Raw genomic sequence first — 22,563 nt, 5'->3', positions numbered from 1 at the left:
AGACGCGATACGAAGCCCTGCGCCAACGGGGCAAGTGCGCCAAGGTCGCCATCACCGCCTGCATGCGGGTACTGCTCACCCGCCTCAACGCCATGGCCAGAGACCAAACTGAATGGAGAATGACAGGCGCCTGAGAAGACAGTTGCTCCTACGGGGGGGAGAAGGGTTTCGGCGGCGCTGGGTCGCACGACCGCCCTCATTGCGCTGCGCAGCCGGCCTCGGTGACGATGCGCAGTACGCGCTGGTATTCGGCCCGGTTGCGGGCTTCGTTCTCCGGTTTTGCGTAGCGGGCGGCCACCTCGGTTTCGCCCAGGCGTTTTTTCCAGGCGCTGCACAGGCGCTGGTCGGGCACGCGCGCGCAGACGTCGTAGATCACCTGGCAGGCCTTGCCCGAGCCGTTGAAGGCATTGCCATCCAGGCCGACGGTCTTGAGCGGCGCGCAGCGCGACTGCGGCGCGGCGTCTTCGCTCAGGTAGGTGCCGCTGTCGTAGGTGGTGCACTGGAACAGGATCGGCGGGGCGGTGCCGGTGACCTTGCCGGCCGGGCCCTCGTCCTCCGGCGCCGCATTGCCGGCCGGTGCATCGGCGACGGCATCGTCCCTGTGCAGCGTGGGGTCCTCGATCAGGGTCATGCCGCCGATGGTCTGGATGGTCTGGGCCTGGTCCGGCGCTGGCAGGCCCAGCGCGTCCGAACGCGGCTGTTCGGCCGCTTGCGCCGGGGTGGCCGTGGCCGCAGGTGCGGCCGCAGCCGGTGCATTGCCCGGCAGCGGCATGCTGGGCACGCCCTGCACGGCCATCTTCTGGCTGTTGCTGCCAGCGGGGCAGGGGCTGTTCTGTACGGTCAGGGCGCCGGTGGCATCGGTGCAGCGATAGAGGGTGGTGGCCGGGCCGCTCGGGGCCGGCGGGTCCACGGCCGGATCGGGTCTGGCGCTCAGGTGCAGCGGCGGCGGCGCCCTGGTCCTCGATGACGCGGTGGCGGCCGGCGCCTCGGAGGCGGACGTGGCCCGCACCGGTGCCGGCTCGGTGGATTTCAGCGAAGACGGCAGCGGCTGGGTGGCCACGTCCTTGACCTGGCGCCTGTCCTGCCTGCTGCCTTGCGGGCAAGGCGCGTTCTGCACCGTCATCTGGCCCTGCGCGTCGGTGCAGCGGTAGATGGTGGTCTGCGCCCGCGCCGCGCCAACGGCGCACAGGCTCAGGACCGACAGCAGCGCCATGCACGCCCACTCCTTCAACGACATCAGTCTGCTCCGCAATCGTTGGCCAGCCGCGCATCCAGGGCACGCTGTTCCTGGTCCAGTGCATGGCGCTCGCTCTGCAGTGCGCTGTGGTACTGGCGCTGGATCTGATAGCGCCGGTCGCGCAGGCGATCGCAGACCTCGGCCTGGGGCAGTTGATGGCAAACGTCGCGCACCCAGGTGTTGCCGATCGCCACCGCACCGCGGCCGTGATAACCCAGTGACCAGATCGGCACCAGCCGCGGATTGCCGTCGCCGCTGTCGCTGGTGTAGGTCTTGCCTTCCTCGGTGGTGCATTCGTACATGGGGCGTGGCGGCGTCCGGTAGACCACCACTTCGCGCACGATCGGCGCCGCAGGCGGGGGCGCCGGTGGCGGCGCTGGAGGCGTCGGCGCCGGTGGCGGATCCTGCGGGCGCAGCATCTGCCGCACTTCCTGGCGCTGGCCGGCCGGGCAGGGCGCATCGCTCAAGGTGACATTGCCGTTGTTGCCCTGGCAGCGATAGACGGTGACCTGGGCGTTGGCCTGTGCCGCCACCAAAGCCAGCACACCGGCCAGGACGCAGGAAAAGAGCCGGGGCGAGGCAGGCGACATGGCGGCATCTTGCGCGATCGGCGGCGGCCGCAACAGGGCCTGTCCGCCGCGATGTTCAGCCGCGCAGAACCTGGCCGCTCAGGGCGTCGCGGATCACGCTGGGGCGATCCAGCCCACCGGTGGCGCCCGGCAGCAGGCCATCGAGGCGTTCCAGCAAGGCCGGATCGAGTGCATCCTGCGCCGAAACGGCCGGCCGTCCGCTCAGATTGGCGCTGGTGGACACCAGCGGCCCGCCGAATGCCTCGCACAGGGCGATCACCTGCGGATGCGCGCTCACCCGCACCGCGATCCCGCGATGCACGCCGGTCACCCAGCGCGGCGCGGCCGGCGCGGCCGGCACGATCCAGGTGTTGGCGCCCGGCCAGCTGTCCAGCACCGCGCGGCGACGATCGTCCGGCAGCGCCGACCAGTCGAGCAGCGCATCGAGCTGGGCCACGCGCGCGGCAATCAGGATCAGGCCCTTGTCCAGGGGACGCTGCTTGATCGCCAGCAGGTGCCGGACCGCAGCCTCGGACATCGGATCGCAGCCCAGGCCCCAGACCGCTTCGGTCGGATAGGCGAGCACGCCGCCGTCGCGCAACAGCGCAGCGGCAGCATCCAGCGACAGCATGGGGACGGCCATCGCGCGACTTCAGAACGGCGCGGCGCCCTGGCTGGCAGCCTTCTTGGCCACCGACTTCTTGGCCACGGTCTTCTTCGCGGCGAGCTTGCTGGCCGCGCCTGTCCCCTTCCCGGGATTCCTGGCGGTCTTGCCGGTCGCCTTTTTCACGGCCTTGCGGGCGGCGGGCTTTTTCTCGGCCGGCTCGGCCTTCTTGGTGACCTTCCTGGCCGCGGTCTTGGCCCCCTTTTGCGGGGTCTTGGCGCCGAAGCCCTTGCGCACCGGCTTGCCGGTTTCTTCCAGCAGCCTGATCACCTCCTCACCGGTCAGCGACGCCGGATCGCGGTCCTTGGGGATCTTGCCGTTGAGCTTGCCATCGCTGATGTACGGGCCGAAGCGGCCGTTGAGCACCTGGATCTGGCTGTCCGGGAAGGTCTTGATGATCCGGTTGCGCGCGATTTCTTCCTTCTCCTCGATCAGGAACACCGCGCGGGCCAGGTCGATCGTGTACGGATCGTCTTCCTTCTTCAGCGAGGCATAGCTGCTGCCGCGCTTGGCGAAGGGTCCGAAACGGCCGATGCCCACGCTCACCTCCTCGCCCTTGTCCTGGCCCAGCGCGCGTGGCATCAGGAACAGCTCCAGCGCGTCTTCCAGCGAGATGGTGTGCATCGACTGGCCCGGACGCAGCGAGGCGAACCTGGGCTTGTCCTCGGCGTCCTCGGCGGTGCTGCCGATCGCCGCGTACGGCCCGAAGCGACCCAGGCGCACGCTGACCGGCTTGCCGGTCTTGGGGTCGGTGCCGAGCTCGCGCGCGCCACTGGCCTCGGCGCGGTCGACCGATTCCTTCTTCTCTTCCACCAGCTGGCTGAAGGGGCCCCAGAAGCGGGCCATCAGCGGGATCCAGTCTTCTTCGCCGCGGCTGACCGCGTCCAGTTCGTCTTCCAGCTTGGCGGTGAAGTCGTAGTCCACGTAGCGGGTGAAATGCCCGGACAGGAACTTGGACACCGCGCGGCCCACGTCGGAGGGACGGAAGCTGCGGCCTTCCATTTCAACGTACTTGCGGAAGAGCAGGGTCTGGATGATCGAGGCATAGGTCGAGGGACGGCCGATGCCGTATTCCTCCAGGGTCTTGACCAGCGCCGCTTCGGTGAAGCGCGGCGGCGGCTGGGTGAAGTGCTGCTCGGCCACGATGCGGTCCAGCGGCACGCTGTCGCCGGGCTTCATGGCCGGCAGCTTGCGGCCTTCGTCCTCGTCCTCGGCGCTCCTGGTGTCCTTGCCTTCCTCGTACACGGCCAGAAAGCCGGGCACCACCACGGTGGTGCCGCTGGCGCGGAAGCTGTGCGCGCTGCCGGCGGCCAGCTCGACGCTGACCGTGTTGAGCGTGGCCGGGATCATCTGGCAGGCCACGGCGCGTTTCCAGATCAGCTCATACAGGCGGCGCTCGTCGTCGGACAGGAACCTGGCCACCTGCGACGGGGTGCGCAGTGCGGAGGTCGGGCGCACGGCTTCGTGGGCTTCCTGCGCGTTCTTGGACTTGGTCAGGTAAATGTTGGGCTGGTCCGGCAGCGAGGCGGTGCCGTAGTCGCGTGCGATCACGTCGCGGATTTCATTCAGCGCATCCTGCGACAGGTTCACCGAGTCGGTACGCATGTAGCTGATCAGGCCCACGGCGCCTTCATCGCCCAGGGCGACGCCCTCGTACAGCTTCTGCGCCACCTGCATGGTCTTGCGTGTGGTGAAGCCCAGCTTGCGCGAGGCTTCCTGCTGCAGGGTGGAGGTGGTGAACGGCGGCGCCGGGCGGCGCTTGCGCTCCTTGCTGGTCACATCCGTCACGTGCAGCACGCCCTGGGCGGCCTGCTGGATGCGCATGCGCGCCGCTTCGGCGGTGTCACCGTCGGTGACGGTGAACTGCTCGAACTTCTGCCCGTCCAGCTTCACCAGCTTGGCGGTGAAAGGCTGCGAGGGGTGTGCGCAGGCGGCGGCGATGGACCAGTACTCGCGGGCGATGAAGGCCTCGATCTCCTCCTCGCGCTCGACGATCATGCGCAGCGCCGGGCTCTGCACGCGGCCGGCGGAGAGCCCGCGCTGGACCTTGCGCCACAACACCGGCGAGAGGTTGAAGCCGACCAGGTAGTCCAGCGCGCGGCGCGCCTGCTGCGCATCGACCAGGTCGCCGGCGATGGCGCGCGGCCTGGCCATGGCTTCCTTGATCGCGCGCGGGGTGATTTCGGTGAACACGACCCGGTGCATGGGCTTGTTGCCGATCAGGTTGCGCTCCTTGAGGATCTCGGCGATGTGCCAGCTGATCGCCTCGCCCTCGCGGTCCGGGTCGGTCGCCAGATAGATGTCGTCGGCGCCCTTGGCGGCCTTGGCGATGGCTTCGACGTGCTTCTGGTTCTTCTCGATCAGGTCGTAGCGCATGGCGAAGTTGTTGTCGGGGTCGACCGCGCCTTCCTTCGGCACCAGGTCGCGCACATGCCCGTACGAGGCCAGGACGGTGAAGTCCTTGCCGAGGTATTTGTTGATCGTCTTGGCCTTGGCCGGCGATTCGACGATGAGCAGGTGCTTGGGCATCAGTGGGGTTCGATTGGGTTCGGGACGGGCCGCGCGAAAGCGGCGAGTGTGCGCCAGAAGGACGGGGGACAGCGGGCCAGGCCCGGGCCTGGCGGCGCCGGGCGTTCAGCCTTTCTCTATTTATAGTGGAATCACGCGCCCGGGCCGGCTGTCAAGCGCGGTCCGTTGCGGCAGGTGCGTCTACTGGCCGAAGCGGCCGGAGGCCAGGGTGACAGCCAACACCCCGAGCAGCGCCATGCCGAGCAGGATCAGGGCGCCGGCGGCGACCAGGATGGCGATGGTCACCGTGCCCAGTTCGCGACGCTGCCGTTCGGGCTGGTCGGTGCGTCCAGGCCGATGTGGCCGTGCCGAACGCGCTGCGCCAGCGCCTGTGCCTGCATCGGGCCGTGGGTCTGCCGGTTGCGGCCCGCGTAGTACCAGTTGCCCCCTGCCAGCATTCAGCTATCCTTGGCAGAAGATCTGGAGCAAAGCCATGCAGCAGACCTATACGGCAGTCGTAAAACGTGAAGCCGACGCCTGGATCGGGTGGATCGAAGAGGTTCCTGGTGTGAATTGCCAAGAGGCAACCCGCGAGGAGCTTCTTGAGTCTCTCCGGGTCACCCTGGCCGAGGCCATCGAGTTCAACCGCGCCGATGCAATCGACGCCGCCGGTCATGGATTTGAAGAGTTGCCTATCGCGGTATGAAGCGCCGCGATTTTCTTCAACATCTGACATCCAACGGCTGCAGTCTGCTCCGTGAGGGCGCTCGCCATTCCTGGTGGCACAATCCGGCACTTGGCAACCGCAGCGCCGTCCCGCGCCACACCGAAATCAATGATCATCTCGCTCGCAAGATATGCCGTGATCTGGGCATCACCGAGCCAGGGCAGCGCTGACAATTCGTTCAGGCCGAACCCGCCTCGCGGGCCGGCTTGATTCAGGCGTTGGACATGGTTCCCGGTCCCGGCTGAGGACGTTCAGTGAACCGGCTCGGGTTCGTCGGCGAACATCTGGGTTTCCATCCAGGCGTAGGCCGCTTCCGAACCCGGCTGGTTGAACAGCACCATCAGCACCACCCACTTGAGGTCGTCCAGGTCCAGCTCGTCCTGGTCCAGGGCCATGGCCCGGTCCAGCACCAGCTCGCGCTGGTCCCCGTCCAGCACGCCTTGCTGTTCCAGGAACATCAGGAATCCGCGGCCCTCCACGTCCAGTTTTTCCAGCTCAAGGCCATGGAAGATGCGGATCGGGCCATCCACGCGCGGCTCGGTCGCGGCTGGCCGCTGTTCGGCCAGCGCATCGAGCCAGTCGAAGGCCTTGTTGATTTCGGTGGGGCTGAAGCCGGCCTGGATCAGGCCGTTCTGAAGGGAGTCGCGGTCGCGGACCGGGTCGGCGTCTTCGGTGAAATAGTGTTCAAACAGGTACAGCAGGACATCCAGGATGCTCTCTTTCATTGCCCTCGGCCTGTGCTTCCAAAGCACTGTGGAGGTGGGAAAACTACGATCTGCGTGAGTAGCGCCCGTGTTCGACCGCGACCCGCCCATCCAGTTCCATGACCAGCAGCATGGAGGACAGCTCGGCGGTCGTCAATCGGGTCCGCGCGACCAGTGCATCCATACCGGTTGGGTCATGGCCGAGGGCCTTCCACAAGCGCTGGTAGTCCGGATCCGGGAGCGCGGGATCTGCAGAGACTTCTGGATGAGGGCTCCCGGACCCTTCCGCAAGGCGCTGGCGCAGGGCCTGGGCCAGCTCGCCAGCCAACCCGCCGATTCCCTCCACGATCTCCTGCGGCCGCTCGACCAGGGTGGCACCATCGCGGATCAGGCGATGACAGCCGCGGGCCATCGGGTTGTGGATCGAGCCGGGCACGGCGAACACCTCGCGCCCGGCCTCGGCCGCCTGCCGGGCGGTGATCAGGGCGCCCGAGCGCTCGGCGGCCTCGATCACCACTGTGCCCAGGCTCAGCCCGGCCAGCAGCCGGTTGCGGCTGGGGAAGTGCGCGGCGCGCGCCTGGGTCCCGGGCGGGAATTCGCTCACCACCGCGCCCTGATTCACGATCCGCTCGCGCAGCCGTGCGTGGGCGGCCGGATAGGCCAGGTCCGGGCCGGTGCCGACCACCGCCACGGTGCGGCCCTGCGGCAGGGCCAGGGCCGCCTCGTGCGCGGCCGCGTCCACGCCGGCGGCCATGCCACTGAAGACGACCAACTCGGCCGCGGCCAGTGCGTGGGCGAAGGCGCGCGCGTTGTCGCGCCCGCCGGCAGTGGGCGAGCGGCTGCCGACCACGGCCACCCCCGGATGCCAGAGCAGGTCGGCATCGCCTTCGACGAACAGCGCCAGCGGCGGCGAGCCGATCTGGCGCAGCAGGGCTGGGTAGTCCGGATGCTGCCAGTGCAGCAGATGGTGGCCCGGTGCGGTCAGCCAGGCCGTGCAGCGATCCAGGGCGGCGCCGCCGGGGCAGTGCAGGCGCGCGCAGCGCTTGTCATCCAGGCCAGCCGCGCGCCAGGCAGCCGGGCCGGCGGCCAGCGCCGCCTGGGCGCTGCCATGGGTGTCCAGCAGCAGCCGTCGCGGCGCGGTGGCGCCGCCGGCCAGGATCAGGGTCAGCAGGGCGCAGGTTTCATCTTCCATGCGGCCAGCCTGGCCCGGAAACGACGACGGCGCACTCGGGCGCCGTCGCGGTATTGGGTAGGAAAAGCCTGAAACTCAGTGCAGGCTGGCGGTCGCGGTGGAGCCCTGGCCGGCATCGGGATCGCGCAGGAAGTAGCCCACGCGCGAAGGCGCCGAGCCTTTCATGATCAGGCCGTAGCTGACCTTCTCGTAGGTCTTGAACAGCATCACGTGCGCGGTGTACTGGTCGGGCAGCTTGTTGCGGCCCTGGCCGGGTTTCCTGGTCTCCTCGATGCGCGAGCTGGGGCTCTTGAGCGGGTCCAGCCTGTAGCTGCCCGGGCGCCAGATCGACAGCACGGTGCCGTTGTCCAAGCCTTCGCGGCGGCCCCCCGAGACGGCGACCACGTCGTGCTCGCCGCCGCGGCTGAGCGTGTCGGCCACCGAGATGACGCGGACCTTGCCGTCGACCAGCGGGGTCCTGGGCGGGTGCGGGAAGAACTGCAGGTCGTAGGGCTGGGCCTCGACCGGGATCAGGCGGTCGCCGGCGCGCACTTCGCGCCCGTCGCCTTCCAGTTTGAGCGTGGTGATGTTGCCTTCGGCATCGACCGCGGTGACCGTGCCCACGCTCATCTGCTCCAGCTCGTAGCCCAGGAAGTCGCTGTGCTCGTTGGGGACCTCGGTCTGCTTCCAGAGGCTGCCTTCGCCCAGGGTGCGCTTGCCGCGCCGGTCAAGATCCGAACTGGGCCTGGGCTCGTCGTAAAGCCTGGTCGGCCGGACCACGGCGTAGCGCTGGCCCAGCTGCGGGGCCTGCAGGCCAACGGCGTAGAGGTCCAGATCGCCGAAGGCGCGCAGGCGGTCCTCCTGCAGTCCGGCCACGTAGGGCAGCTCCTCGAAGCTGTCCACCACCCGCATGTTGCGCAGGAACGGCTCGATGTCGGCCAGCGGCAGGCCGGTCAGCGGGGCTTCCTGGCGCGGACCGGGCTGCACCGCCACCCGGTCCAGGTAGGCCAGGCTGATGATGTCGCCGGGATAGATCAGGTGCGGATTGGCGATCTGCGGATTGGCCTGCCAGATCTCCGGCCACAGCCAGGGTTTCTTGAGAAAGCGCGCCGAGATGTCCCACAGCGTGTCGCCCTTCTGCACCACGTAGGTGTCCGGGTGATCGCCGGCCAGCTCCTGCGCGGTCGCATAGGCGGCAAGGGTCAGGAACGCGACAGCCGCAGCTGTACGAAAGTGTTTGAACATGGCGGTATGTACCTGATTCCCCAACAGGCGGTCCGCACTATAGTCCACAAACCAAGCGAAGGCACAAGCGCCCTGCGCCAGTACCGTAGCCCGGAGATAACGGAACATGGTGAAAGTGATGGATTCAAGTCCAGGGCAAGGCGCAAGCTGCCGCCAAGGCAGGCCGCCTTGGCAAGGCTTGCAACGCCGCCCTGGGCTTGAATCCGCGCTTTCACGTTTCGATATCTTCGGGTTGCGGTACTAGAATGGCCGGCCACTTGCCGGACCCGCGCTGGCACCCCATCTAGGTGTTCACCATGGCACTGCTGCCCATTCTCGAATTCCCCGACCCGCGCCTGCGCACCCGGGCCGTTCCGGTGACCGCCGAACGTCTGGCCGAGCCGGCATTCCAGACCCTGCTCGACGATATGTTCGAAACCATGTACCAGGCGCCGGGGATCGGCCTGGCCGCCAGCCAGGTGGACGTCCACCAGCGCTTCATGGTGATCGACGTCAGCGAGGAGAAGAACACCCCGCAGGTGTTCATCAACCCGGAAATCGTCGACAAGTCCGGTGAACAGGTCTGCCAGGAAGGCTGTCTGTCGGTGCCGGGCATCTTCGCCGACGTGACCCGTGCCGAGGCGATCACGGTCAGGTTCCTGGACCGCACCGGCGCGGCGCAGGAGCTGCAGGTCGAAGGCCTGCTGGCGGTGTGCATCCAGCACGAGCTGGATCATCTGGACGGCAAGCTGTTCGTCGATTACCTCTCGCCGCTCAAGCGCGAGATGGTCAGGAAGAAGCTGGCCAAGGCCAAGCGCAGCGCGGCCTGATGGCCGTGGCAGGTGCTGGCCGGCGCCGTCGCCCGCGCCGGTGGGCGATTCCCTTCGCGTTTTCCTTCCCCGTCCTGGTCGCTCACCGATGAAAATCGTCTTTGCCGGCACCCCGGAGTTTGCCGTGCCCTCGCTGCGCACGGCTGCGCGCCACAACGAAGTGGTCGCCGTCTATACCCAGCCGGATCGTCCGGCCGGCCGCGGGCGCGGGCTGTCCGCCTCCCCAGTCAAGCTGGAGGCGCTCAGGCGCGGCATCCCGGTGCTGCAGCCGCAGACCCTGCGCGATCCCGGCACCCAGGCCGCCCTGCGGGCGCTGGCGCCGGACCTGATGGTCGTGGTCGCCTATGGCCTGATCCTGCCCAGGGCGGTGCTGGAGATCCCCCGCCATGGCTGCTGGAACGTGCATGCCTCGTTGCTGCCGCGCTGGCGCGGGGCCGCGCCGATCCAGCGTGCGATCGAGGCCGGCGATAGCCAATCGGGCGTGTGCCTGATGCAGATGGACGCCGGCCTGGACACCGGCCCGGTGATTCTCAGGCAGGCCACGCCGATCAGCGAAACCGACACCGCCGGCCTGCTGCACGACCGCCTGGCCGAGCTGGGTGCGCAGGTGCTGGCCGATGGCCTGGGCCTGCTGCGCGCCGGGATCCGGCCGATCCCCACCCCACAGCCGGCCGAAGGGGTGACCTACGCCCACAAGCTGGACAAGGCCGAAGCCCGCCTGGACTGGAGTCAGCCTGCCGCCGCGCTGGCGCGCAAGGTGCGGGCGTTCATGCCCTGGCCGATCGCCGAGGCCACGGTGGCCGGCGAGCGCCTGCGCATCCATGGCGCCGTCGCCCTGGACCTGCACCACCAGGCCGCGCCGGGGACCCTGCTGGCCGCGACCCGCCAGGGCCTGGACATCGCCTGTGGCGCCGGTGCGTTGCGCCTGCGCGTGGTCCAGCGCGAAGGCGGCAAGGCGATCACCGCGGCCGATTACCTCAACGCGCGCCGCGACCTGGCCGGCGCATGAGCACCAGCCAGGCCGGGGTGGCGGTGCGGGTGATGGCCGCACGCGTGCTCGATGCAGTGCTGCACCGGGGGCGTTCACTCAAGGGCGAGCTGGCCACCGCCCTGCCGCAGCTGGCCGACGTGCGCGACCGCGCGCTGCTGGAGGCGATCTGCTTTGCCGCGCTGCGCCGCCGGGGTGCCTACGGCGCGGTGCTCGAGGCTTGGATGAGCCGGCCGCTGGGCCCGCGCGATGGTGACCTGCGCGCGCTGCTGCTGGCCGGCCTGGCCCAGCTGGACGCGCTGGAACTGCCGCCGCACGCGGCGCTGTCGGCCACGGTCGAAGCCGCGCGCACGCTGGGTCGACCGCACCAGGCCGGGATGGTCAACGCGCTGCTGCGCCGCGCCCAGCGCGAAGGGGTCCGGCAAGGCGATCCGGCCCAGGCCTGGCCCGCCTGGCTGCGCACCCGCATCGGCGCCGCCTGGCCGGCGCAGGCCGAGGCGATCTTCGCCGCCAGCGCCCAGGCCGCGCCGACCTGGCTGCGGGTCAACCGGCAGTTGGGCACGCGCCAGGCCTATCTGGCCGAACTGGCCGGGGCGGGCATCGACGCGCAGCCCAGCGCGGTGCTGGCCGACGCGCTGTGCCTGGCCGGCTCGGTCCCGACCGCGGTGCTGCCCCGGTTCGCCGAAGGCGCGGTGTCGGTGCAGGACGGCTCGGCCCAGCAGGTGGCCGACCTGTTCGCGCTGGCCGACGGTGCACGCGTGCTCGATGCCTGCGCCGCGCCGGGCGGCAAGTCGGCGCACCTGCTCGAACGCTTCCCCGGCCTGGCGCTGACGGCGGTGGACGTGGACGCGCGGCGCCTGCGCCAGGTGCGCCAGACCCTGGAGCGGGTCGGCGTGCAGGCCACCGTGCGCGCGGCCGATGCCGCCGACCCGGACGCCTGGTGGGACCGGGTGCCGTTCGACGCGGTGCTGCTGGATGCGCCCTGTTCGGCCACCGGCATCGTGCGCCGCCAGCCCGACGTGCTGCTGCACCGGCGCCAGGACGACATCGCCGCGCTGAGCGCGCTGCAGGCGCGCCTGCTCGATGCGGCCTGGGCCGTGCTCAGGCCTGGCGGCACGCTGGTCTACGCGACCTGCTCGCTGCTGGTCGAGGAGAACGCCGGTCAGATCGATGCGTTCCTGACTCGGCACGTCGATGCGCAAGCCGACGATCCCGGCTCCGCCTTCGGCCATGCCAGCGGTGCGGGTCGGCAGCGGCTCACCGGCGAGGACGGCATGGACGGCTTCTTCTATGCGCGCCTGCGCAAGGCCGCCGGCTGAGTCGCCGCGTCCGCACCGCTGCGCAAGCGCACGGCCCTCTGACATCGCCCCGCTATCATTTCCCGCCATGCGCCCACTGTCCTTCGCCCGTCCCCGTCCCCTCGATGCCTGGCTGTTGTTCATCACCGCGTTGCTGGTGATCGGTGCGGGCATCGGCCTGCGCGATCCCTGGCCGGCCGACGAGCCGCGCTTTGCATTGGTGGCCCAGCAGATGGTGGCCAGCGGCGACTGGCTGTTCCCGCATCGCGGCACCGAGCTGTACTCGGACAAGCCGCCGATGTTGATGTGGCTGCAGGGCCTGTTCTACCTGCTGACCGGCAACTGGCGAGTGGCCTTCCTGATGCCTTCGCTGCTGGCCTCGCTGCTGGCGATCTGGTGCGTCAAGGACCTCGGCCAGCGCCTGTGGACGCGCAAGGTCGGGCTGTACGCGGGCTGGGCGCTGCTGTTCGCCTTCCAGTTCACCTACCAGGCCAAGCGCGCACAGATCGATGCGCTGGTGCTGGGCATGGTCACCCTGGCCAACTACGGCCTGATCCGCCACCTGATCAAGGGCCCGGACTGGAAGATGTGGGTCCTGGGCTGGTTCTTCGCCGGCCTGGGCACGATCACCAAGGGGGTGGGGTTCCTGGCGCTGCTGATGATCCTGCCGGCGGCGCTGGCCTCGGTGCGCGGCTGGCCGGGGGTCAGGGTCGGAGCGGGCGACAGGCGCTTCTGGCTGGGGCCGTTGGCGTTCCTGGTGGCGGTCTCGATCTGGCTGGTGCCGATGGTGGGTACGGTGCTGACCTCGGCCAATCCCGAGCACCGCGCCTACCTGGAGGACATCCTGTTCCGGCAGACGGCCAAGCGTTATGCCCAGTCCTGGGACCATCCGCAGCCGGCCTGGTACTTTTTGGGCGTGCTGCTGATGTGGGCGCCGACCATCCTGGCCCTGCCGTGGGCAATCGCCCCGTGGGCACGGCGCCTGCGCCTGCGCCACGACCCGCGCTATCTGCTGCCGATCGCGTGGTGGTTGATCGTGATGGTGTTTTTCTCCATTCCGCGGGGCAAGCGCGATGTCTACATCATGCCGGCCCTGCCGATGCTGTGCCTGGCGCTGGCGCCGCTGCTGCCGGGGATCCTGCGCCAGCGGGTGCCGCGAGGCGTGCTTTATGCCTTTTCAGGGGTGCTTGTGGCGGTGATGCTGGGGCTGGGCGTGACGATGCTCACCGGCGAACCGGGCTTTGAACGCAAGTTGCATGCCGAACGCGGCCTGGACCGGGCGGTCACCGATGCCCTGGCCTGGGTGCTGCTGGCCATCGGCAGCTGGGGTGTGGGCAGCCTGCTGTGGTTCGCCCGGCGCCCGGCCGCGGCGCTGTTTTCGGTGCTGGGCGGGGTGTGGGTGTTGTACGGCATCGCCGTGGCGCCGTTGCTCAATGATTCCAGCTCCGCGCGCGGGGTGATGCGCGAGGTGGCCATGCGCATCGGGCCCGAGGCCGAGCTGGGGATGGTGGCCTGGAAGGAGCAGAACCTGCTGATGAGCCAGTCGCGCACCACTACCTTCGGCTTCAACCAGACGCCGTGGAGGGAACAGCTGCGGCGCGGGCTGGCCTGGCAGGCCCAGGCGCCGGCCCGCCGCTGGCTGCTGGTGCAGGATGTGGCCTTGCCCAGCTGCGTGGATCGCCAGGTGGCCGAGCAGCTGGTCAACTCCAACCGGCGCGGCTGGTGGCTGGTGCCGATGGCCGCCCGGGTGAACTGCCCGGTCTCGCCGGAGCTGCCGGTGGACGGGGCCGCCGGCGCCACCCAGGCCGAAGACGGGTGAGCTGGCGTTCGGCTTTCGCGGCGTAGATGAATCCGATGCTCGCGCCCCGCCACAGGATGTTTCTGGACCAGCCGTTCCCCGACTCGCGGCGGCTGCGCACGGCGCGTGCGCTCTACGCCTTGGCATTGCTGCTGATGCCTGCATGCATGATCGCCACCCCGTGGGGGCTGACCCCGGCCGCATGCCTGACCCTGGTCGCCGTGCTGCTGGCGCCGGACCGCATCTGGGCCGCGCGCAAGGCTGCCGGCTGGCCGGTGCTGATGATGACCGGGGTGGTCGTGACGGTCGCCTGTGTGGTGAGCTTTTCGGTGCTGGTGCACCACGATAGCTGGGACGAAGCCGGCAGCCGCGGCCGGGTGCTGCTGATCCCGCTGGCCTCGCTGATGGTGCTGGGCCTGGCGCCGCCGCGCGCCGCGCTGTGGGGCGGGGCGGTCCTCGGCTTGCTGGGCGCGGCGGTGGTGGCGATCCTGCAGATCCGGCAGCACCTTCCGCGCGCCGATGGCTGGACCAACGCGATCACCTTCGCCGATGCCGCGGCGATGCTGCTGGCGCTGGTGGTGTTCCTGCGGCCTTCCGGTCGGTTCGCGATCACTGCCCTGGCGGCCTGTGCCGGGGTGGTGGCGATCGGACTGAGCGGGACCCGAGGGGCCTGGCCGGCGGCAGCGATGGTGGTGATCATGGCGCTGTTCGTGCGCGCCACCAGTGGCCGTGGGCATCGCCTGGAAGCCTGGGCGCTGGCGGTGCTGGCGCTGCTCAGCATCGCGCTCGTCCTGCCGCAGGTGCAGCAGCGGGTGGAGGCGCTGCGGGTGGACCTGATGCGCTATGCGGCGGGCGATCCGGATTCGTCCTCGGGCGCACGCCTGCAGTTGCTGGACCTGGCCACCGAGGCCTTGATCGCCGATCCCTGGACCGGCGTGGGCGTGGGCCGTTTCGAGCGGGTGCTCGAGACCGCGCCGCAATGCCGGGTCCCGGCGCCGGACGACTGGTGCCGGCTGCGCCACGCGCACAGCGACTTCCCCGAATGGGGCGCGACGATGGGCATCCCCGGGCTGGTGGCGCTGTTGGCGCTGTACGGCGTCCCGGCCTGGCTGTTCGCCCGCCAGCTGCTGGTCCAGCCCTTCCCGCGCCGGTCGCGCAGTGCCGCGCTGGCCGGATTGGCGGTGGTGGTGGTGTTCGTGTTGTGCGGGCTGAGCCAGTCGATGTGGGCGCACCAGCTGACCGGCAGCAGTTTCGTGGTCCTGGTCGGGGTGTTGCTGGGCTTCAGCCTGCGCGAAGACCCGCACAAGGCTTAGGAGTTCCTACGGATCCCGCACCGGCTGGCCGTGCTGCAGCAGCCACAGCATGATCGCCTTCTGGCGCACGTAGTTGGCGCGCACGTAGGCGTAGACCAGGCCGCGCCAGCCATCCAGGAAGCCCAGCCGGAACACGTAGCCGCGCCAGAACCGCCAGGCCGGTGACACCACCAGCTTGGCCCACGAGGCGCGCTTGCCGCGGGCGAATTCGTGCTGGGCCATCATCAGGGCGTAGCGCTGGGTCTTGGCCAGCTGCTGTTCCAGCGAGCGGTACGGGAAATGCAGCAGATGGCCGGCCAGCGTGCGCACCGGTCCATCGACGCTGGCCGCTTCGTGGATCTGGCGGCTGCCGCGCCAGCCGCCACGGCGCCGGTCGAACAGCCGCAGGACCCGGTCCGGATAGGCGTTGCCGTGGCGCAGGAACCTGCCGAAATAGTCCGAAAGCCGGTTGAAGCGGTAGCCCGCCGCCCCGGCAAACCCGCCATCGCGAGCGGCCAGGATCGACGCGCGCAGGGCATGGTCCACGCGCTCGTCCGCGTCCAGGCACAGCACCCAGTCGTGCAGCGCCTGTTGCACGGCAAAGTCCTTCTGGCTGCGATAACCGTCGAAGGCGCGAACCAGGACCCGTGCGCCCAGCGATTCGGCGATCCGGCAGGTGGCATCGGCGGAACCGGAGTCGACCACGATGATCTCCTCGCAGAAGGCCAGCGAGCGCAGGCACTCGCCGATCCGGTCGGCCTCCTCAAGGGTGATCACGCACGCCGAGATTGGCACCGCGGCCCGCTTCACCGGCTCGGTTCCGCGGCCAGCGTGGCATCCAGGGCGACCACCCGGTAGCCGGCGTTGCGGTACAGCTCGGGCCCGCGCAACGGACTGGCCACAGGCACCACTGCGGCGCGCACGCCGTAATCGCGGGCGAGCGCGGCCAAGCCGCTGGCCGGCAGGCGCGCATAGGCCGCATCCAGGGCCTGGGCCACTTCGATCCGCCCGGCTCCGGTCGGCAGGGCGCCGCCGGTGATTGCATGCAGGCGCTCCAGCCATTGCTCGCGACCGGCGCCACCGTCGGGGTTGATCTTGAATTCGACCAGGGTGGAGCGGTCGCTGCACGCGGTGAAGCCGACATGTCCCGGCGGGGTTGCATACAGCACCTGTGGACCGCGTGCGCGCACCCAGTCGCACAGCTCGGTCCAGTCACCGCGCATGCGGGCGGCATCGACCACGCGCAGGCTTGGCGGCTCGCCCTTGGCAAACGCCACACCCAGGGCCCCCAGCGCAAACAGGGCTGCCGCCAGCCACGGCCAGCGCTCGGCCCGGGGCGCAGGCCAGGGGCCCTGCGCCAGCAGCGCGCACGCGGCCAGCACCGGCACGAACATGCTCAGCCGCAACAGCTGGGCGCGCGCGATCCAGCCACTGCGCAGCAGGTAGTAATCCAGATAGTGCAGCACGGTGAAGGCCATCAGGATGAGCGCGACCGACAGCAGTGGTGCGAACCGTGTCGCGCGCGCATCGCCACGGCTGCGCCAGCGCCGCCACGTCCAGGCGAACAGGCCCAGGTACAGCAGCACCACGGCCATGCGGTTGCCATGGAAGGTGAAGTGCTGCGGCATCCGGAAGGCCACGTCCTGCAGCGCGCCCATCTGCCGGGTCAGGCCCTGCTGCGCCAGCGCGACCAGGTCGAACAGCGCCGGCGCGGCGATCAGCAGGGCCGCGGCCAGTCCCGGCAGCCAACGAGCCGGCCGCCGCCAGATTCGCTGCCGGGTCGCTTCCAGGGCCATCACCAGCATCCAGATGCCGCCGATCTGCAGGTGCACCAGCGCCACCGCGCCGGACAGGGCCAGGGCCAGGTTCCAGCGCCCGCGCACCAGCGCGGCCAGCGCGAACACGATCCCGGCATGGGCGAAAGTCGGCGGCATGATCGGGCCGTTGCCCAGGAACCGGTTGGCTTCCACGCCGTGATCGAGGAACGCAAAGCCGCTGGCCAGCGCCACCGCCAGCAGCATCCGGCGGCCCCGCGCCAGGGCCAGGGCCGCACCCAGTTGCCACAGCGCGGCAAACACCAGCAGGTAGCCGGACCAGGTCAGCACGGCAAAGGCGGCGCGTTCGCCAAGCGGCAGGGCCAGGGCCGCCACCAGCAGCGCGAAGATGCGATGGTGGTGGGCGCGAAGCTGGATGCCGAAATCGCCGGGCAGGTAGCCCGGATCGAGCAGCCGGCGCACCACCGGGATGAGGCCGGCGTGGTTCTCACGCCCGACCTGGATGCCATGGTCCAGGGCGATGGCCAGCGCGGCGCAAGCCACGATCGCGGCCAGGGCCAACGGCCGGTTCGGGACTTGCAGGGACGGCGGCTGCGACATCAGGGCTGGTCTGGCAAAACGGCGCACAGTTTATCGGAAGCCTGTGGCGGTCCCATGGAAAGGCGGCGCTGGTATCGTGCCGCGCATGTCCGCCTACCTGTTGCTTGCCTCGGAGCTGTATTCGCTGCCTGTGCTGCGCCCGGTCGCCGCTGCCGCGCAGGCGGCGGGCCACCGCGTCGGCTGGCTCTGTGCCGCCCCCCTGGCAGCACGGCTGGGCCCGGGCGAAGTACGCATCGCCGACCGCGCCGCGCTGGCCGCGTTCGCGGCCGACGCCACGTTTTCCACCGTGCACCGCATCCCCCCGCAATTGCCGGGCAAGCAGGTGCAGTTGTTCCACGGCCTGAACATCGACAAGCGCGACGACGGCGGCCGCGGCCATTTCCGCATCCGCGACCTGTTCGACCTGTATTGCACCCATGGTCCGGCGACCACGCCGCGGTTTGCCGCGCTGGCGCGCGAGCATGGGGATTTCGCCGTGGCCGAAACCGGCTGGCCCAAGCTCGATCCGCTGTTCGCGCCCGCGGCGGGCAGGCCGACGTTGCGCGACGCCGCCGGCGGCAGGCCGGTGGTGATGGTGGCCTCGACCTTCACCCGATCGCTGAGCGCGGCCCCGGCACTGCTGTCGGTACTGCCGGAGTTGATCGCCCGCGGCGACCGCTACTGGCTGCTGACCCTGCACCCCAAATGCCCGCCGCCGCTGTTCGACGCCTATCGCGCCCTGGCCGGTGCCCACGCCCGGTTCCTGGAATCGCCCGATGTGGTCGACATGCTGCGGGCCGCCGACGTCCTGGTCTGCGATACCTCCTCGGTGATCGAGGAATGTGTGCTGCTGGACAAGCCGGTGGTCACCCTGCGCACCCGCCGCCCGCAGCCGTACCTGCTGGACGTGCAGGCACCGGAACAGGTCGATGCGGCCATCGATGCGGCGTTGGCGCAACCGCCGGCGCAGATGCAGGCCGCCAGGGAGTATGGCGCGCGAATCCATCCCTCGCGCGATGGCCACGCCGCCCAGCGCGTGGTGGCCGCCACCGAGCGCCTGCTCGAAGGTGGCTTTGGTCCGCTGCGGTCGCGGCCAGCTCACCCGTGGCGGCGCTGGCGCGCGCGGTCGACGATGCGGGCGCTGTTCGAGCCGGGGCTGTCGTAGCGCGGGTCTGGGCCGGCCATCCTGGGCCGCCGCGTCACGTGCGTGGACGCGTGCGCGGATCAGCAAGGCAACAGCGCGAGGGTCCACGGCCCCATCGCAACGGTTTGAGCCGATGGTAGGCTCCTGCGCGATGACCGCCGCCGGGAGCACCGGACGGCACACATGCCGGACCGAGTTCCCTCGACCTGGCGTTTCTTTGCACTTCCCGCCAGGTCACGCGCGTTGCACGACATCCCTGCTCCCGACCGTCTGCCACCACCGCTCGGCGAAGATCCGGACACCGGCACGGGCCTGCCCGAAGGCTGGCAGCAACTGCCTGCGCGCGGGGCAAAGCTGGCCGCCGCCGGTGCCTTGCTCGGCACCCTGGGCGCAGGGCTGGTGGCCCTGCTGGTGGCGCACCTGACCCTGCCGCTCGCCTTGCCGTGGCGGTGGCTCGTCGCCGCCAGCGCGGTGCTGGCCGTGCTGGCCGGGGGGATTGCCTACCGCCGCCATCGCTATACGCGCTGGCGCCTGGACGCGCAGGGCCTTGCCCTGAGGCAGGGACGGTTGTGGCAGAGCCAAACCCAGGTCCCGCTTTCGCGCGTGCAGCACCTGGACCTGCGCCGCGGCCCGCTGGAACGCGCCGCGGGCCTGGCCACGCTGGTGGTGCACACGGCCGGGACCCGGCTCAGTGCGGTGTCGGTGTCCGGCCTGGACCAGCGCGACGCCGAGCGCCTGCGCGAGCGCCTGGCGCGCCAGCTGGACCGCGACGACGACGCACTGTGAGCGAGGCGGCCGCCATCCCGGCAGCGATGCGCGAGCAGCGCCTGCATCCGTGGTCGTGGCTGTTCGTGCTGCTGCAGCAGCTCAAGCAGTTCCTGCTGCCGCTGATCGTGCTGGTGGTATTCGGCGGCCGCGACGGCGAGCGCGATGTCTACGAGAACGTGGCCACCCTGGTGGTGATGGCGATCCTGGTCGGCGTCTCGCTGGTGCGTTACCTGACCTATCGCTACCGCATCGGTGCCGATGGCCTGAGCATCCGCAGCGGGCTGCTCAGCCGCAACCGCCGCGAAATCCCGTTCGCCCGGATCCACAACGTGGTGGTGCACCAATCGCTGCTGCACCGGATCTTCGGCGTGGCCGAACTGCGCCTGGAGTCGGCCGGCGGGGTCAGACCCGAAGCACAGATGCGGGTGCTGCGCCTGGACCAGGCGCTGGCCCTGGAACAGCTGGTGCGCCACCGTGGCCAGGCAACCGCGGAGCAGGCGACCCAGGTGGCCGACAGCATCACCCTGTTGACCCTGGCGCCAGGCGAGATCGTGCGGCTGGGGTTGATCTCCAACCGCGGCATGATCGCCATGGCCGCCACCGCCGGCGCGCTCTACCAGGTGCTTCCGCAGAAGATGGCGGCCAGTGCGATCGAGGATTATGGCCAGCAGGTGTTCGGTTACGCCGGCCAGCTGCACCTGGGCTGGATGTCCGGCCTGATCACCGCGGCCAGCCTGCTGGTGTGGGCGATCGCGCTGCTGCGGGTGCTGTCCATCGCGCTGGCCGCGCTGCAGTACCACGGCTTTCGCCTGAGCGAATCGCAGCGCCGGCTCACCGTCGAGCGCGGCCTGCTGGCGCGCGTGCGCACCAGCGCCGCGCGGCGACGCATCCAGTCCTGGACGCTGCGCGAGGGCGTGCTGCATCGCTGGTTCAACCGGCGCAGCCTGAACATCGATACCGCGGTGGTCGAGTCGCGTGGCGAGCACCGCAAGTCGATCCGCGAACTGGTCCCGCTGGCCACACCGGACACCTGCGATGCGCTGGTGCGGCACGTGCTGCCCGGCGTGCAGTGGCCGCCCACGCACTGGCATGCGGTGCCGATCCGGCACTGGTGGCGGCTGTGCCTGTGGCCGGCGTTCTGGCTGGCATTGATCGCCGCGGCGCTGTGGCCGCTGGCCGGTCAGTCCGCGCTGCTGGTGTTGCTGTGGCTGCCGTGGTCGGCGTTCAAGGCGCATCGCCAGGTGCGGCGCATGGGCTGGAGCGTGGACGCGCGTCTGGTCGCCGTGCGCGGCGGCTGGTGGACGCGCTGGTGGCGCTTTGCCGAAATCGACAAGCTGCAGGCGCTGCGCCTGAGCCGTTCGCCCCTGGACCGGCGTTGCGGCACCGCCTCACTGCTGCTGGATACGGCCGGCGCGTTCGGCGATGGCCCGCGTCTGAAGCTGCGTTTGGTGCCGCTGGAGCAAGCCCGCGCGCTGTACGCACAGCTCAGCCTGACGCTGGCCCGTCGACGCCTGCGCTGGTGAGCAACGGCGCGCAGCGCGCCAGGGGCCGGGCCCGCATGCGGTCCATCGTGCCCGTCCAGGAGCCAAGGAGTTGCCATTGTTGGCGGTTCCCGCCCATGGCGGCTTTTTGACTTGAAGTTCATCGCCTGCGTCCATGCGCGCCGGCGCCGCAAGCGGGTGGTCGAAAACCGGGCTACGACAGCGAGGCGATCAGTGCATCCACATCCAGCGCATGGCCGGCGCGTGCGGCCTTGGTGCGCAGGTAGCCTTCGTTGTCGGCGGTGATCCGGCCGGTGACCGGCATGCGGCCCACCACTTCGATGCCGGTCGCGCGCAGGCGCTCGACCTTGGCCGGGTTGTTGGTCAGCAGGCGCACCTGGTTCACGCCCAGCCCGCGCAGCATGGCCGCCGCGCCTTCGTAGCGGCGCTCGTCCGGGCCGAAGCCCAGCAATGCGTCCGCATCGATGGTGTCCATGCCCACATGCTGGTAGCCGTAGGCGCGCAGCTTGGCGGCGATGCCGGTGCCGCGGCCTTCCTGGTCCATGTACAGCAGCACCCCGCCGCCCAGCTCGGCCAGCTTGAGCAGGCCGTTGCGCAACTGATCGCCGCAGTCGCACTTGAGCGAGCCGAACAGGTCGCCGGTCAGGCACGAGGAATGCACCCGCACCGGCACCGGTCGGGTCAGGTCGGGTTGGCCGACGATGATCGCCACCTGGTCGCGCTGGGCCACCCCGCCACGGAATACCACGAACTGCGCCGGGCCGACCTCGCGCAGCGGCACCTCGGTGCGCACCACCAGTTCCCAGTCGCGGTTGGCGTGCGCGGCGCCGGCAGCCAGCTCCTGCAGCGACAGCTGCGCGCAGGCATCGAAGGGCGAGGGCGCCGCCTCCAGGTCGTGCACCAGCAGCACCGGCAGCAGCAGGCCAAGGCGCGCGATCTCGGCCGCCCCGGCATCCAGGCCGGTCGGGGACGTCCATGCAGGCGGAGCGCCCTCGGAGGGCAGGTAGGCCAGTGCAGCCAGGCTGTCAAAGTGGCGGCCGGCCACTTCCAGACGCGCGCCGCGCGGTGCATCGATGCCCAGCACGCGGGCACGGATGCCGGTCACGAACAGCGACACCCCGGCGCCTGCGGCGGCCACGAACGCCGCGTAGGACGCCGGCGTGGCGCCATCCAGCGCCAGCACCGCGGTGCGCGCGCCGGTGCCCTCGTGCAGCACCAGCGGACGCCCGCTGCGCAACTCGGCCGCCGCGCGTTCGCAGGCGATCGCGGCGGGGTGGCCGAACGGGGCGGGCAAGGGGACGGTGGGAGTGCTCATGGCAGGTGCGCGCAGCGGGTAGGCAGACATGCAGGGACTCCTTTCAGGACTGACGAAACCGGGAATGGCCGCCTGGAAAAGGCTCGGCGTCGTTCCGGAGACGCGCCTGTCGCTGCATGGGATGCAATCGCGTCGCCGAAATTCAAGCTCGGTGCGCAGCCATGACTGCGATGCGAAAGCGCGGATGATCCTTCTGTCAATGAAATGCAGGTGCCCATGATAAGCGGCTGTTCACCGCTGACACATCTTTCGGCCCTTGCCGGAGGACACGAACCAGCGCGCGGACGGCCATTTTCCGTCATTGCCCCTTGCCGGCACGAGCACGACGGCAGAACGGTGCAGGGCACTCTACGCGCCCCTTGCCCAGTCCAGCCAAGCCGCCGCGAACAAGCCGTTCACGTCGGCCCCGTCAATGCAAGTGCCTGGCCGGTGGGAATCGGCCTGGCCGCCGCCCGGCGGCCCGCAGCGTG

Annotated in this window: 21 protein-coding genes; 10 read left to right on the top strand and 11 right to left on the bottom strand. The window is 70.1% G+C overall.

Features of this window, described 5'->3' with window-relative positions; genetic code table 11:
• Positions 1-196 precede the first annotated feature (196 nt).
• From D9R12_RS12275 to D9R12_RS15820, 5 genes are all read right to left on the bottom strand, one after another.
• Positions 197-1,237 carry a DUF4124 domain-containing protein gene (locus tag D9R12_RS12275; RefSeq protein ID WP_122230853.1) on the bottom strand — a complete coding sequence of 347 codons (1,041 nt, stop codon included), beginning with the start codon at positions 1,235-1,237 and terminating at the stop codon, positions 197-199.
• Positions 1,237-1,827: a DUF4124 domain-containing protein gene (locus D9R12_RS12270; protein WP_122230879.1), complete on the bottom strand. Its 591-nt coding sequence runs from the start codon at positions 1,825-1,827 to the stop codon at positions 1,237-1,239. The genes D9R12_RS12275 and D9R12_RS12270 overlap by 1 nt, the downstream gene beginning before the upstream one ends.
• A gap of 55 nt (positions 1,828-1,882) precedes the next feature.
• Positions 1,883-2,449: an L-threonylcarbamoyladenylate synthase type 1 TsaC gene (tsaC, locus tag D9R12_RS12265; RefSeq protein WP_014159757.1), complete on the bottom strand. Its 567-nt coding sequence runs from the start codon at positions 2,447-2,449 to the stop codon at positions 1,883-1,885.
• Between the two features lie 9 nt (positions 2,450-2,458).
• A complete protein-coding gene (locus D9R12_RS12260; RefSeq protein ID WP_122230851.1) occupies positions 2,459-4,999 on the bottom strand; it encodes a DNA topoisomerase I in 2,541 nt (846 codons plus the stop codon).
• A 281-nt stretch (positions 5,000-5,280) separates the two neighbouring features.
• Positions 5,281-5,436: a hypothetical protein gene (locus tag D9R12_RS15820; RefSeq protein WP_170159251.1), complete on the bottom strand. Its 156-nt coding sequence runs from the start codon at positions 5,434-5,436 to the stop codon at positions 5,281-5,283.
• A gap of 35 nt (positions 5,437-5,471) precedes the next feature.
• Here D9R12_RS15820 and D9R12_RS12255 point away from each other — a divergent pair, with 35 nt between their 5' ends.
• Entirely contained in the window at positions 5,472-5,684 is a 213-nt protein-coding gene (locus D9R12_RS12255; RefSeq protein WP_122230849.1) for a type II toxin-antitoxin system HicB family antitoxin, read from the top strand.
• Positions 5,681-5,875 (top strand): type II toxin-antitoxin system HicA family toxin, encoded by a 195-nt coding sequence (locus D9R12_RS16205; RefSeq protein WP_122230847.1) that lies wholly within the window; start codon positions 5,681-5,683, stop codon positions 5,873-5,875. The genes D9R12_RS12255 and D9R12_RS16205 overlap by 4 nt, the downstream gene beginning before the upstream one ends.
• A gap of 81 nt (positions 5,876-5,956) precedes the next feature.
• On the opposite strand, the gene D9R12_RS12245 is transcribed toward D9R12_RS16205, so the two are convergent.
• From D9R12_RS12245 to D9R12_RS12235, 3 genes are all read right to left on the bottom strand, one after another.
• Entirely contained in the window at positions 5,957-6,430 is a 474-nt protein-coding gene (locus D9R12_RS12245) for a DUF494 family protein (RefSeq protein WP_014159763.1), read from the bottom strand.
• A 43-nt stretch (positions 6,431-6,473) separates the two neighbouring features.
• On the bottom strand, positions 6,474-7,601 hold the full coding sequence (gene dprA, locus D9R12_RS12240; RefSeq protein ID WP_122230845.1) for a DNA-processing protein DprA: 1,128 nt from the start codon (positions 7,599-7,601) through the stop codon (positions 6,474-6,476).
• 75 nt (positions 7,602-7,676) lie between these two features.
• Positions 7,677-8,825 carry a LysM peptidoglycan-binding domain-containing protein gene (locus D9R12_RS12235; RefSeq protein ID WP_122230843.1) on the bottom strand — a complete coding sequence of 383 codons (1,149 nt, stop codon included), beginning with the start codon at positions 8,823-8,825 and terminating at the stop codon, positions 7,677-7,679.
• A 296-nt stretch (positions 8,826-9,121) separates the two neighbouring features.
• Here D9R12_RS12235 and def point away from each other — a divergent pair, with 296 nt between their 5' ends.
• The 5 genes from def to D9R12_RS12210 all read left to right on the top strand — a co-directional run bounded on the left by def (position 9,122) and on the right by D9R12_RS12210 (position 15,031).
• Entirely contained in the window at positions 9,122-9,634 is a 513-nt protein-coding gene (def, locus tag D9R12_RS12230; protein ID WP_122230877.1) for a peptide deformylase, read from the top strand.
• Positions 9,635-9,722: 88 nt separating this feature from the next.
• On the top strand, positions 9,723-10,643 hold the full coding sequence (gene fmt, locus D9R12_RS12225) for a methionyl-tRNA formyltransferase (protein WP_122230841.1): 921 nt from the start codon (positions 9,723-9,725) through the stop codon (positions 10,641-10,643).
• Positions 10,640-11,941: a 16S rRNA (cytosine(967)-C(5))-methyltransferase RsmB gene (gene rsmB / locus D9R12_RS12220; protein WP_122230839.1), complete on the top strand. Its 1,302-nt coding sequence runs from the start codon at positions 10,640-10,642 to the stop codon at positions 11,939-11,941. The genes fmt and rsmB overlap by 4 nt, the downstream gene beginning before the upstream one ends.
• A gap of 67 nt (positions 11,942-12,008) precedes the next feature.
• Positions 12,009-13,739 (top strand): ArnT family glycosyltransferase, encoded by a 1,731-nt coding sequence (locus D9R12_RS12215; RefSeq protein WP_122230837.1) that lies wholly within the window; start codon positions 12,009-12,011, stop codon positions 13,737-13,739.
• A gap of 35 nt (positions 13,740-13,774) precedes the next feature.
• The gene (locus tag D9R12_RS12210) at positions 13,775-15,031 is read left to right on the top strand and encodes an O-antigen ligase family protein (RefSeq protein ID WP_170159250.1); all 1,257 of its coding nucleotides are present in this window, start codon (positions 13,775-13,777) and stop codon (positions 15,029-15,031) included.
• A gap of 6 nt (positions 15,032-15,037) precedes the next feature.
• Here D9R12_RS12210 and D9R12_RS12205 read toward each other — a convergent pair whose 3' ends face one another.
• Both D9R12_RS12205 and D9R12_RS12200 read right to left on the bottom strand, forming a co-directional pair.
• Positions 15,038-15,805, bottom strand: coding sequence for a glycosyltransferase family 2 protein (locus D9R12_RS12205; protein WP_122230875.1), 768 nt, complete (start codon positions 15,803-15,805; stop codon positions 15,038-15,040).
• Between the two features lie 11 nt (positions 15,806-15,816).
• Positions 15,817-17,385, bottom strand: a complete 1,569-nt coding sequence (locus D9R12_RS12200; protein WP_170159249.1) for a DUF6798 domain-containing protein — start codon at positions 17,383-17,385, stop codon at positions 15,817-15,819.
• Between the two features lie 85 nt (positions 17,386-17,470).
• On the opposite strand from D9R12_RS12200, the gene D9R12_RS12195 reads away from it, so the two are divergent.
• From D9R12_RS12195 to D9R12_RS12185, 3 genes are all read left to right on the top strand, one after another.
• Positions 17,471-18,529 (top strand): UDP-N-acetylglucosamine 2-epimerase, encoded by a 1,059-nt coding sequence (locus D9R12_RS12195; RefSeq protein WP_170159248.1) that lies wholly within the window; start codon positions 17,471-17,473, stop codon positions 18,527-18,529.
• A 222-nt stretch (positions 18,530-18,751) separates the two neighbouring features.
• Entirely contained in the window at positions 18,752-19,294 is a 543-nt protein-coding gene (locus D9R12_RS12190; RefSeq protein WP_244672052.1) for a PH domain-containing protein, read from the top strand.
• Between the two features lie 26 nt (positions 19,295-19,320).
• Positions 19,321-20,799, top strand: coding sequence for a PH domain-containing protein (locus D9R12_RS12185; RefSeq protein ID WP_122230829.1), 1,479 nt, complete (start codon positions 19,321-19,323; stop codon positions 20,797-20,799).
• Positions 20,800-20,971: 172 nt separating this feature from the next.
• Here the strand turns inward: D9R12_RS12185 and ribA are convergent, their stop codons facing one another.
• Entirely contained in the window at positions 20,972-22,123 is a 1,152-nt protein-coding gene (ribA, locus tag D9R12_RS12180; RefSeq protein ID WP_122230827.1) for a GTP cyclohydrolase II RibA, read from the bottom strand.
• Between the last annotated feature and the right edge of the window lie 440 nt (positions 22,124-22,563).

It is taken from the genome of Pseudoxanthomonas spadix (assembly GCF_003703395.1).
Classification (GTDB): Bacteria; Pseudomonadota; Gammaproteobacteria; order Xanthomonadales; family Xanthomonadaceae; genus Pseudoxanthomonas_A; species Pseudoxanthomonas_A spadix.
Note: the sequence above shows the minus strand (reverse complement) of the source record. Positions and strands in the feature narration are given on the sequence as shown.

Coding starts and splice junctions, on each gene's coding strand:
- ribA (WP_122230827.1), bottom strand. CDS start 22,123: ATGTCTGCCTACCCGCTGCGCGCACCTGCCATGAGCACTCCCACCGTC.
- D9R12_RS12185 (WP_122230829.1), top strand. CDS start 19,321: ATGCGCGAGCAGCGCCTGCATCCGTGGTCGTGGCTGTTCGTGCTGCTG.
- D9R12_RS12270 (WP_122230879.1), bottom strand. CDS start 1,827: ATGTCGCCTGCCTCGCCCCGGCTCTTTTCCTGCGTCCTGGCCGGTGTG.
- D9R12_RS12215 (WP_122230837.1), top strand. CDS start 12,009: ATGCGCCCACTGTCCTTCGCCCGTCCCCGTCCCCTCGATGCCTGGCTG.
- D9R12_RS16205 (WP_122230847.1), top strand. CDS start 5,681: ATGAAGCGCCGCGATTTTCTTCAACATCTGACATCCAACGGCTGCAGT.
- tsaC (WP_014159757.1), bottom strand. CDS start 2,449: ATGGCCGTCCCCATGCTGTCGCTGGATGCTGCCGCTGCGCTGTTGCGC.
- fmt (WP_122230841.1), top strand. CDS start 9,723: ATGAAAATCGTCTTTGCCGGCACCCCGGAGTTTGCCGTGCCCTCGCTG.
- D9R12_RS12235 (WP_122230843.1), bottom strand. CDS start 8,825: ATGTTCAAACACTTTCGTACAGCTGCGGCTGTCGCGTTCCTGACCCTT.
- D9R12_RS12195 (WP_170159248.1), top strand. CDS start 17,471: ATGTCCGCCTACCTGTTGCTTGCCTCGGAGCTGTATTCGCTGCCTGTG.
- dprA (WP_122230845.1), bottom strand. CDS start 7,601: ATGGAAGATGAAACCTGCGCCCTGCTGACCCTGATCCTGGCCGGCGGC.
- D9R12_RS12255 (WP_122230849.1), top strand. CDS start 5,472: ATGCAGCAGACCTATACGGCAGTCGTAAAACGTGAAGCCGACGCCTGG.
- D9R12_RS12245 (WP_014159763.1), bottom strand. CDS start 6,430: ATGAAAGAGAGCATCCTGGATGTCCTGCTGTACCTGTTTGAACACTAT.
- D9R12_RS12200 (WP_170159249.1), bottom strand. CDS start 17,385: ATGTCGCAGCCGCCGTCCCTGCAAGTCCCGAACCGGCCGTTGGCCCTG.
- D9R12_RS12210 (WP_170159250.1), top strand. CDS start 13,775: ATGCTCGCGCCCCGCCACAGGATGTTTCTGGACCAGCCGTTCCCCGAC.
- rsmB (WP_122230839.1), top strand. CDS start 10,640: ATGAGCACCAGCCAGGCCGGGGTGGCGGTGCGGGTGATGGCCGCACGC.
- D9R12_RS15820 (WP_170159251.1), bottom strand. CDS start 5,436: ATGCTGGCAGGGGGCAACTGGTACTACGCGGGCCGCAACCGGCAGACC.
- D9R12_RS12275 (WP_122230853.1), bottom strand. CDS start 1,237: ATGTCGTTGAAGGAGTGGGCGTGCATGGCGCTGCTGTCGGTCCTGAGC.
- D9R12_RS12260 (WP_122230851.1), bottom strand. CDS start 4,999: ATGCCCAAGCACCTGCTCATCGTCGAATCGCCGGCCAAGGCCAAGACG.
- def (WP_122230877.1), top strand. CDS start 9,122: ATGGCACTGCTGCCCATTCTCGAATTCCCCGACCCGCGCCTGCGCACC.